The following is a 10,513-nucleotide window of genomic DNA, read 5'->3' as shown; positions in this document are numbered from 1 at the left end:
GAGTAATAATAACACTTAGAGAATTTTTTTTACATGGATTTTTCAGATTGTATTGACAAGTTATGAAAAAATTATTATTGTTAGTATAGTAAACATCAAATGTTAGGTTACCTAACGTTAAAGATTACATAATTAATGACTCGTTGGGAAATACCTGCTTGTTTTTTCCAAATAATAAGGATAAACAAATAAGTTGGGAAAATTTGCAAATAAATTATATTTGCATAATATTTTTAAAGTTTACTGTCAGTCGCGTGTTTCAGAAAATGAAAAGGGGATGCATATTGTGAATGATGTTTGGTTTAAAGAATTTGAAGGATTATATGGCTCCATGGTCGAATGGCGCAGATATATGCACCAGCATCCGGAATTATCCTATCAGGAATCCGGAACCTCGGCCTTCGTATTAGAAAAATTAAAGAGCTTCGGAATTGAAGACATCAGGGAAAATGTCGGCGGCTATGGGATTGTGGCAACGATCAAAGGAGGAAAACCTGGGAAAACTGTTGCATTGCGCGCTGATTTTGATGCACTCCCAATTCAGGAAGAAACAGATGTCCCGTACGCTTCAAAAGTGCCGGGCGTGATGCACGCATGCGGTCATGACGGTCATACCGCGACACTGCTGGGTGTGGCAAAAGTGCTCCAGGATAATAGAAAAGAGCTTTCCGGCAATGTTGTCCTGATCCACCAGCCTGCAGAAGAAGTTCCTCCGGGCGGGGCACAGGCCATGATTAAAGACGGCTGCCTGGACGGGGTGGATGTGGTTTTTGGCACACACTTATGGAGCTTAGTCCCGTATGGCAAGATCGGCTACCGCAAAGGTTATGCGCTGGCCGCTTCCGATACGATTAAGATTCATATTCAAGGGAGGGGCGGCCATGGTTCGGCACCGCATTTTTCCATTGATTCGATAGCCGTTGCATCCCAACTGGTCAACCAGATTCAGATGATTGTCAGCCGCAAAATTGACCCGGTAAAGCCCGCCGTTGTGACGATCGGAAAGTTTCATGCCGGTGTTGCCCCGAATGTAATTGCGGATACAGCTGTATTGGAAGGGACGGTTCGCACTTTCGATGAAGAGGTCAGGCATAAAGTAAAAGCGGAACTGGAAAGTATTGTCGAAAATGTGTGTGCCGCCCACCATGCGAAAGGAACGGTCGAATACCAATTCGGTTATCCGGCAGTTTATAATCACGAAGCGGAAACGGAACTGTTCAAAAAAGTGATGGACCGCACTTTTGGTGAAGGGGCAACAGCTGAAATTGCGCCGCAAATGTGCGGGGAAGATTTTGCTTACTATTTAAAAGAAAAGCCGGGGATGTTTTGGTTTACCGGTGCCGGATTTGAAGAAGAGGATGCAGTCTACCCGCACCACCATCCGAAATTTAATTTTGATGAACGTGCAATGCTGACAGCCGGGAAAGCATTTTTATCCGTTGTTTACCAATACCTTTGCTCTACTGAAAATACAGTGTTAACCGGGATCGGAAATGGCTGAAAAAACAAAGGAGGGATGACGTTTGGCGCCGCTTTTAAAAGTCGATGGGATCAAAACGGAATTTAAAACGGAAAAAGGGACGGTAACTTCTGTTGATAATGTCAGCTTTGAATTGAACGAAGGCGAAACCATTTGCCTGGTAGGGGAATCCGGCTGCGGAAAATCGGTTACTTCGCTTTCCATTATGCAGCTTCTTGAAAGAAATGGTAAAGTGTCACAGGGTTCCATTGAATTTGAGCAGACGAATCTGTTGGATTTGACAGAAGCAGAAATGAGGAAGATTCGCGGCAACCGGATTTCGATGATTTTCCAGGAGCCGATGACATCGCTGAATCCAGTCTTGACGATCGGGGATCAGCTGACAGAAAGCATCCGCCTCCATATGGGTTACGGGAAAAAGCAGGCAAAAGCGTATGCGGTTGAGATGCTGAATAAAGTCGGCATCCCAAGGGCGGAGGAAATTTTCGGGGATTACCCTCACCGCCTTTCCGGTGGGATGCGCCAACGCGTCATGATCGCAATGGCGCTGAGCTGCAAACCAAAGCTGCTGATTGCCGATGAGCCGACCACAGCGTTGGATGTGACCATTCAGGCCCAAATTTTAAAACTAATGAAGGAACTAAGGGAAGAATCAAAAACAGCGATTATCCTGATTACGCATGATTTAGGCGTGGTGGCAGAAATGGCGGACAAGGTTGCTGTCATGTATGCCGGGCAGATCGTCGAGGAAACAGATGTCTACACATTGTTTGACGAGCCAAAGCACCCTTATACGCTCGGCTTGATGAAATCCATCCCGCATATTACGAATCCGGACGATACGAGGCTTGACTCGATTCCGGGTTCTGTGCCGAGCTTATACAATATGCCAAAAGGATGCAGATTTTATGACAGATGCCCTTTTGCAATGGAAAAGTGCCGCACTGACCAGCCGGAGCTTAAACCGATGAAAGACAAAAAGCCCCACAGCATCAGATGCTTTTTGTATGATGAAGCAATCGACGGGAGCCGGGAAACTCTGAATAAGGAAGTGAGAACTTGAACAGTACCGCGCCAGAACAACAGCAGCCGTTAATGCAGGTAAAACATCTTAAAAAATATTATCCTATTAAAAAAGGCATTATCACAAGAACTGTCGGCCATGTAAAAGCCGTTGATGATGTCAGTTTTGAGATTTATCCCGGGGAAACGCTTGGGCTTGTCGGGGAATCAGGATGTGGAAAGTCGACAACCGGGCGCTCCCTTGTAAGGCTGGAGGAACCGACAGAAGGAGAAATCTTTTTCCAGGGGAAAAACCTGGCAAGCTTGTCAACAAAAGAAATGCGGAAAATGCGGTCGGATTTGCAAATGATTTTTCAGGATCCTTATTCATCCCTGAATCCCCGCAAAAGAATTGGGGATTTGCTGGCGGAACCTTTGCTTGCCCATAAGCTGGCCGATAAAGCGGAAGCTGCCGAAAAGGTTAACCGTATTTTGGAAATTGTCGGGCTCTCCAAACATTATAAAAACCGGTATCCCCATGAATTTTCCGGCGGGCAGCGGCAAAGAATCGGGATTGCAAGGGCGCTGATGCTGAATCCGAAGTTAATTGTTTGCGATGAGCCGGTGTCGGCACTTGATGTTTCGATACAAGCCCAGGTATTGAATCTATTAAAAGATTTGCAAAAAGAATTTAATCTGACGTATATCTTCATTGCCCACGGCCTTGGTGCAGTCAAATATATCAGCGACCGGATCACAGTCATGTATTTGGGGAAAGTGATGGAGATGGCGAGGACGCCGGAGATTTTTGCTCATCCGAAGCATCCGTACACGGAAATTTTGCTGAGTGCTTATCCTGTGCCGAATCCGCATCAGCGCGGTCGTGAGCAAATTGTCGTTGAAGGCGATGTGCCAAGCCCGGCAAATCCGCCAAAAGGCTGTGTATTCCATACAAGATGTCCGTTTGCCAAGGATATTTGCCGTCAGCAGGCTCCGGTGCTTACCGGCGGTGATCATCTGGTGGCCTGCCATTTTCCAATTTCGTAAATCGATTGAAGGGAGTCGCACACCATGTTCCAGTATATTATTCGACGCATTTTAATCGCCATCCCCATTTTATTCGGGGTTACCGTCTTAAACTTTTTTATTATTAATCTTGCTCCCGGCAATCCGGTAGATATGTATGTCAATCCATCCGCCACACCTGAACAGCTTGCCATGCAAAAACATGCGCTTGGGCTGGACAGGCCGATCTGGGTCCAATACGTAAGCTGGTTAAACCAATTGTTCCACGGGAACCTTGGATTCTCCTATTCAACACGCGAACCGGTAACGCAAATCATCGCCAGCCACATCGGGCCCACAGTTTTATTAATGGGAATTTCATTAATTATCGGGTATTTAATTGCCATTCCTTTAGGGATATTATGCGCCAGAAAACAAAATTCCTGGATTGATTACGCCGTTACGGGTTTTTCGTTCTTTGGCATTTCCATTCCGCACTTTTTCCTTGGACTTGGCGTCATTTATATTTTCGCAACCAAGCTGGGATGGTTGCCGACCGGCAGCATGAATACACTTGGCGGTACAGGCGGGGTTACGGACTCGGTTGTCCACCTCATTTTGCCGGTCGCGGTGCTGGCTACCGGGATCGCCGGAAATATGGTCCGGTATGTCCGTTCCAGCATGATTGATGTCTTGAGCAAAGACTTCTTAAGAACGGCGCGGGCAAAAGGGTTAAGCCGGTTTAAAATCACAAACAAACACGCTTTACGAAATGCCCTGATCCCTATTATTACGATTATCGGTGTTGATATACCGATGGTGATCGGCGGAGCGATTGTTACCGAGCAGATTTTCCAGTGGCCCGGCCTTGGTTTATTAACGATTCAATCCATTACATCCAGGGACTATTCGACGCTAATGGCGATTAATTTAATGGCAGCGGTGGCGGTTCTGCTCTCGAATTTATTAACGGATATCCTGTATGCCGTGGCCGATCCGCGTATTAGATACGAATGAGAGAGGAGATGAACAAAGGATGTCGATGAATTTAAATCCGAACAAGAACGTTCCCGCGGTTTTTGAGATAAAAAAAGATAAAGCAGTGTTAGAGGAGCTCGGCCGCGAAGAAACGTATGCCCATATGGTTATGCGGCGTTTCCTGAAACATAAGCTGGCCGTAGCCGGTTTTACCGTCTTTGTTTTGTTTATATTGGTAGCCCTGGCAGCCCCGGTTCTTGCGCCATACAATCCCAATAAAATTTTTTCTGATTTTGAAGCTGCACCTTCCTCCCAGCATCTTTTGGGCACAGACCAGGTTGGGCGCGATGTGATGAGCCGCTTGATTTACGGCACAAGAGTTTCAATCGTGGTCGGGATCGGGGCAGTTGCCATTTATGTCGCCATTGGCATTGTATTGGGCCTTGTCGCCGGATATTTCGGCAAATGGATTGATATGGTGATCATGCGGCTGACAGATGTATTTATGTCCTTCCCTTATTTTATGGTCATTCTTGTGCTGGTGAGTATTATCGGCCCAAGCTTATTCAATATTACGGTTGTCATTGGTTTATTAGGATGGCCCGCCATTGCCCGTTTAGTACGCGGCAGTGTGCTGTCAATAAAAGAAATGGATTATGTAAAGGCAGCTGTTGCATTAGGATATTCTACTCCAAAAATACTGTTTCAGCATATTTTGCCAAATGCGCTGGCACCAATTTTTGTTAATGCGACGTTTGGTGTCGCCTCAGCCATTATTTTAGAAGCTTCCTTAAGTTTTCTAGGGATGGGTGTCAGGCCGCCTGCAGCAAGCTGGGGAAATATGCTGACCCAGGCGCAATCAATTACCGTGCTTTCGTCGCAGCCATGGCTGTGGATTCCGCCCGGTTTGATGATTTTATTGGCAGTTTTATCGATTAACTTTATCGGCGACGGATTGCGTGATGCAGTCGAGTCCCAACAAGCAAAGTAAAACGGAGAGGAAGTGTCAAAACGGTTTATGAAAAAAATGGGGGATTTATTTAGAGGAAGAAAATTATTTAAAGTGCTGCTTAGTTCATTAACGGTGCTGGTTATGGTGCTGCTGGCAGCATGCGGGTCCAACTCAACGAGCGGGACGAAAACGGCCAAAGATACAATCTATATGGGGATGGTGAACCCACCAGCCGGGTTTAACCCAATCAACTCCGGGGATATTGCGGCGCAATTTGCAGAGCGCCTCATGTTTGATTCTTTCCTTGACATGGTAAGCCCGTTAAAGTTTCAGGCAAAATTGGCGACTTCCATTGATACGTCAGACAATCAGACGTATACGATCCATTTGAATCCAAAAGCAAAATGGACAGACGGCAAGCCGATTACAGCAGATGATGTCATTTTTACTTTTAATTTGATTGCCAATCCGAAAACGGAAACAGCTGTGGGGGGTAATATTTCCTCCCTTACAGGCGTTGATATGAACGGAAAATTAACCGGCTCGGAGACATCGATTCCGAATTTAAAAAAAGTGGATGATCATACTGTCACGTTCAAAACAAAGAAACCGGTTGACCCGAATTATATCAAAGAAATGATTGGGACGAAAATCATCACATTGCCTCAACATGTCTTGAAGGATATTGCGCCGGCAGACCTTGCCAATAGCAAATATATGCAAAAACCGGATATAACAAGCGGGCCTTACAAGTTGGTCACTTACAACAAGAATACGTATATCCAATACAAAGCCAACAACGCTTATTACCTGGGAAAACCGAAAACGCCTAAAATGTTCATTAAAATCATGGACGCTTCGAACTTAGCGGGCGAATTGGAGTCCGGCAGCATTCAGTTGAATGTTTCAGGAGGCATTGGGAATATTCCGTTCCAGGATGTCGATACAGTGAAAAAATTGAAGAATGCAACGACCAAAATTGAACCGCAAATCGGGTTCCAAACGATGGAGTTCAACACCAAAACGATTACAGATCCAAAAGTCCGGCAGGCATTTGCGTATGCTATCAACCGTCAACAGATCGTGAAAAAACTATTGAAAGGCAATGGTGAGATTATTGACGGGCCTTACACATCACTGAGCCCATATTTGGACAAAAACCTGAAAAAACTGGATTACGATCCGGCAAAAGCAAAGAAAATGCTGAAAGATGCAGGTTGGGATTTTAACAAAGAAGTGAACCTGGTTGTGCCGATTGGCAATAAAGTTCGTGAACAATCTGCCAACATCATTGTCCAAAACTTAAAGGCAATCGGTGTGAAGGTAAAAGAAACGACGTATGACTTCCCGACGATCATGCAAAAAGGGAAAGCCGGCGATTTCGACCTGTTGCTGATTGGGTTTACGTTTAATCTGGATCCTGATGTATCTGCATTATTCGGACCAAATGGAGCCTATAATTTTATGAAATACAACAATCCGGAAGCAACAAAACTGCTTGAACAAGGTAAGTCAGAACCGGATACAGGAAAACGGAAAGTCGTTTACAATAAACTTCAAAAGATTTGGCAGGACGATATGCCTGTTCTTACCTTATATTCCGATAGCGAAGTTAATGTTGTAAGCAAAGACCTTTCTTACGGCGGAGCGGCTGCTTACTGGCCTGGCACAGTAGCAGATTTCCAAAAATGGGCATATAAAGGCAGCAAATAATAAACATCATTATCGCTTGAACAGCAAAGAACCAGCTGCTGTTCAAGCATTTCATTTTGGTCTGCTGAATACCGCTAGAATACATATCAAGGGAAAGGAAATGAAACATGGGACAAGACGAATCCATCAAAAAAAAAGTGGAAGATTTAGCTCATCAATCATTAGACCTGCTTTATGATTATTTACGGCTGCCATCCGTTTCCGCGCAGCATTTGAAAATACCGGAAACCGTGGCATATGTAAAAAAGATCGTAAACGAATACGGTGGCGAAACCAGAGTATTGGACGATCTTGGCGGCCATCCTGTTATTTACGCCTTTTTTTCCGCCGGCAAAAACGGGGATGCTTCCAAAACACTGCTATTTTATAACCATTACGATGTCCAACCGCCGGATCCGCTTGATGAATGGGAATCGGACCCGTTTGAACCAAGGCTCGAAAACGGCATTTTATATGCACGCGGAACGGCAGACAATAAAGGATCACTTATGCAGCGTTTGGTTGCGATTAAATATTTGCGGGAAAACGGCGGGCTTCCATGTAATGTCAAGTTTTTAATTGAAGGCGAAGAAGAAAGCGGCAGCCGCCATCTTGAACCTTATCTTCAAAAGTACAAAGATTTGTTTCGGGCGGATGCCTGCATTTGGGAATTTGGCAGTAAGGATGACCAGGAACGGGTGCAGCTTTATGCGGGAGTAAAGGGTTCTTCTTATTTTGAACTATCCGTCAAAACAGCAGATATTGATATTCATTCATCGCTTGCAGCTTGTATTGATAATCCTGCCTGGCGCCTTGTCCAGGCACTTGCCACCATGAAAAGTCAGCAGAATACGATTTTAGTAGATGACTTTTTTGATGAAATCCAGGAGCCGGACGAGGAAACGAAAGAAGCGGTTAGAGCACTTCCGCTTGATAAAGCTTCTCTTAGCAAACTTTACGGTTTAAAACGGCCTCTTATTACGGATGTGAGAGGAGAAGATCCGATGGAGGCCTTGATGTTCCACCCGACGATGACCATCTGCGGCATGATCAGCGGTTATACCGGAGAGGGAACAAAAACCGTACTGCCGAAAGAAGCGAAAGTGAAGCTGGATTGCAGAACGGTTCCCGGCCAAACGGGCGAACATTTATACAAGTGCATCAAACGCCATCTTGAACGCTATGGTTTTTCGGATGTAAAAGTGGAATTGATAGACGCTCAAAAGGCTTACCGCTCCGATATCAAGCATCCTTTTGTCCAGCTTGTCAAAAAAACGGCAGCAGAGGCTTACCAGTCGGAGGTACTGTTATATCCAAACTCCGAAGGGACCGGCCCAATGTATATTTTTAACCAGTATCTCGGTTTGCCGATTGTCAGCACCGGTGTCGGCTGGGCACAATCGAAGGCCCATGCGCCGAACGAGTCGATCCGGATTCAGGATTACATTGACGGTGTACTGCACATGGTTTATTTGCTGCAAGCTTTTCCCGAAATAAAATGATTGACAAAAGGAGTGCTAAGAATGGGTTTGGTACAGGAAATTTCAAATAGTATTGATCAGAAAAGCGGGTTTTACAGTGCATTAAGCGAAAAAATATGGGAATGTGCGGAATTGAGTTTTCAAGAACAAAAATCATCTCATATCATGGCCGATGCTCTTGAAGCAGCTGGTTTCCATGTTGAAAGAGGAATAGCAGGTCTTCCAACTGGTTTTGTGGCGAGCTATGGTTCCGGAAAGCCGGTCATTGCCTTTTTAGGGGAATATGATGCATTGGCCGGGCTCAGCCAAAAAAAGGGGAGTACAACACATGATCCGATTGTACAAAACGGATCCGGCCACGGCTGCGGTCATAACTTACTGGGCACCGGCTCCCTGGCAGCGGCATTTGCGGTAAAAGAATATCTCGAAAACAATCAAATTCCCGGGACCGTCCGGTATTATGGCTGTCCTGCAGAAGAACGGGGTAACGGCAAAACGTATATGGCGCGCGAAGGGTATTTTAAGGATGTGGATGTGGCTTATTCCTGGCATCCGGGATCAATCAATGCGGTTCAGCATACTTCTTCTAATGCGGTCATTGAGGCCAGGTTCATATTTGAAGGGATCAGCGCCCATGCGGCGGCACTGCCTGAGTTGGGGAGAAGCGCTCTGGACGCGATTGAACTCATGAATGTTGGCGTGAACTATTTACGGGAACATATGCCGGATAAGGCCAGGGTGCATTATGCTATTACAAATACGGGCGGCACTTCCCCAAATGTTGTGCAGGCACATGCGGAACAGGTTTACTATGTCAGGTCGCCGCAACCGGATCAGGTAAAAGCATTGTTTGAACGGGTGGTAAATATCGCCCGCGGAGCAGCCTTGATGACCGGAACTAAAATGTCTTACCAAATCGAGGGAGGATGCCATAATCTGATTCCCAACAAAACCCTCCACAATGTCATGTTAAATTATATGAAAGAAATCGGATTCCCCGAACTTGAAGATCAAGAACTTGACTTTGTCCAAAAGATCTACGATTCTCTTGGGGAAAATGAAAAAGCATATGCGTTGGCTCAACTGGACGGGAAGGAAAAGGCAAAAGTGCTTGAACGTCCGATTGAAGACTGGATCAGACCATGCCCTGAAAAGGATGAATTTATGGAAGGATCAACAGACGTGGCGGATGTCAGCTGGAATGTTCCGACCGCTCAGTGTATGACTGCAACATGGGCATTTGGCACTGTGCCCCATACATGGCAGGTAGTAGCACAAGGGACACAGACCTATGCATTGAAAGCAACATTGTTTGCCGGTAAAGCAATGGCATGCACCGCAATCGAAACGTTGCTGAATAAGGAATTGCTGGAAACTGCAAAAGCAGAATTTAAAGAAAGGCTAAAAGGAAAAACATACGAAAGCCTCATCCCTAACAAGGTAACGCCTGAAAAGTTTAGTTTAGCCGGCGTTTGATAGCTGTAATCCTGTGAAAAAAGTACTAAAAAGTGCCCAAGGTTGGAGTCAGTGTCCGGGATGGTAAAAGAAGTGGAAAAGGGAACTGAATAAGAAGATTAAAAAAACCATCGCCGCTTGAATCATACGGCGATGGTTTTTTTAAACGTATCAGGTTTGGTAGAATTTCCTTGCTTTTTCAAGAAAAACCATATCTTCTTCCTGCAATTCTTCCTCATGGTAGATGGCTTCTACCGGGCAAACGGCCTGGCAGGCGCCGCAGTCGATGCAGATATCAGGATCAATAAAAAACTGGTCTTTTCCTTCTGCAATACAATCTACCGGGCAGACTTCCACACATTCCGCCGCTTTTTCATCAATACAGGGTGCAGTGATTACAAATGACATTTATTTTACCACCTTTTTCATATCTCGTTTTGCAGAAGATAAGTTTAGGAATATTCTAAC

9 protein-coding genes are annotated in these 10,513 nt (G+C 45.3%); 8 read left to right on the top strand and 1 reads right to left on the bottom strand.

What is annotated here, in order from left to right; all coding sequences use genetic code 11:
• The first annotated feature begins 286 nt into the window (after nucleotides 1-286).
• From GBH70_RS15725 to GBH70_RS15690, 8 genes are all read left to right on the top strand, one after another.
• Nucleotides 287-1,501 carry a M20 family metallopeptidase gene (locus GBH70_RS15725; RefSeq protein ID WP_151681911.1) on the top strand — a complete coding sequence of 405 codons (1,215 nt, stop codon included), beginning with the start codon at nucleotides 287-289 and terminating at the stop codon, nucleotides 1,499-1,501.
• Nucleotides 1,502-1,523: 22 nt separating this feature from the next.
• Nucleotides 1,524-2,543, top strand: a complete 1,020-nt coding sequence (locus tag GBH70_RS15720; RefSeq protein ID WP_151681910.1) for an ABC transporter ATP-binding protein — start codon at nucleotides 1,524-1,526, stop codon at nucleotides 2,541-2,543.
• A complete protein-coding gene (locus GBH70_RS15715) occupies nucleotides 2,540-3,529 on the top strand; it encodes an ABC transporter ATP-binding protein (protein WP_151681909.1) in 990 nt (329 codons plus the stop codon). The genes GBH70_RS15720 and GBH70_RS15715 overlap by 4 nt, the downstream gene beginning before the upstream one ends.
• Before the next feature lie 24 nt (nucleotides 3,530-3,553).
• Entirely contained in the window at nucleotides 3,554-4,504 is a 951-nt protein-coding gene (locus GBH70_RS15710) for an ABC transporter permease (RefSeq protein ID WP_151681908.1), read from the top strand.
• Nucleotides 4,505-4,523: 19 nt separating this feature from the next.
• Entirely contained in the window at nucleotides 4,524-5,456 is a 933-nt protein-coding gene (gene opp4C, locus GBH70_RS15705) for an oligopeptide ABC transporter permease (RefSeq protein WP_151681907.1), read from the top strand.
• Between the two features lie 12 nt (nucleotides 5,457-5,468).
• A complete protein-coding gene (locus GBH70_RS15700) occupies nucleotides 5,469-7,130 on the top strand; it encodes an ABC transporter substrate-binding protein (protein WP_253694010.1) in 1,662 nt (553 codons plus the stop codon).
• A 107-nt stretch (nucleotides 7,131-7,237) separates the two neighbouring features.
• Nucleotides 7,238-8,611, top strand: coding sequence for a M20/M25/M40 family metallo-hydrolase (locus tag GBH70_RS15695; protein ID WP_151681906.1), 1,374 nt, complete (start codon nucleotides 7,238-7,240; stop codon nucleotides 8,609-8,611).
• Nucleotides 8,612-8,632: 21 nt separating this feature from the next.
• Nucleotides 8,633-10,066, top strand: coding sequence for a M20 family metallopeptidase (locus GBH70_RS15690; RefSeq protein ID WP_151681905.1), 1,434 nt, complete (start codon nucleotides 8,633-8,635; stop codon nucleotides 10,064-10,066).
• Between the two features lie 150 nt (nucleotides 10,067-10,216).
• Here GBH70_RS15690 and GBH70_RS15685 read toward each other — a convergent pair whose 3' ends face one another.
• On the bottom strand, nucleotides 10,217-10,453 hold the full coding sequence (locus GBH70_RS15685) for a ferredoxin family protein (RefSeq protein WP_151681904.1): 237 nt from the start codon (nucleotides 10,451-10,453) through the stop codon (nucleotides 10,217-10,219).
• Between the last annotated feature and the right edge of the window lie 60 nt (nucleotides 10,454-10,513).

The organism is Weizmannia acidilactici, from assembly GCF_008974225.1.
GTDB classification, from domain to species: domain Bacteria; phylum Bacillota; class Bacilli; order Bacillales; family Bacillaceae_C; genus Weizmannia; species Weizmannia acidilactici.
This window is presented reverse-complemented; position numbering and strand designations above follow the sequence as displayed.

Excerpts from the sequence above, each read along its gene's own strand:
- GBH70_RS15695 (WP_151681906.1), top strand. The coding sequence starts at position 7,238 with ATGGGACAAGACGAATCCATCAAAAAAAAAGTGGAAGATTTAGCTCAT.
- GBH70_RS15685 (WP_151681904.1), bottom strand. The coding sequence starts at position 10,453 with ATGTCATTTGTAATCACTGCACCCTGTATTGATGAAAAAGCGGCGGAA.
- opp4C (WP_151681907.1), top strand. The coding sequence starts at position 4,524 with ATGTCGATGAATTTAAATCCGAACAAGAACGTTCCCGCGGTTTTTGAG.
- GBH70_RS15690 (WP_151681905.1), top strand. The coding sequence starts at position 8,633 with ATGGGTTTGGTACAGGAAATTTCAAATAGTATTGATCAGAAAAGCGGG.
- GBH70_RS15710 (WP_151681908.1), top strand. The coding sequence starts at position 3,554 with ATGTTCCAGTATATTATTCGACGCATTTTAATCGCCATCCCCATTTTA.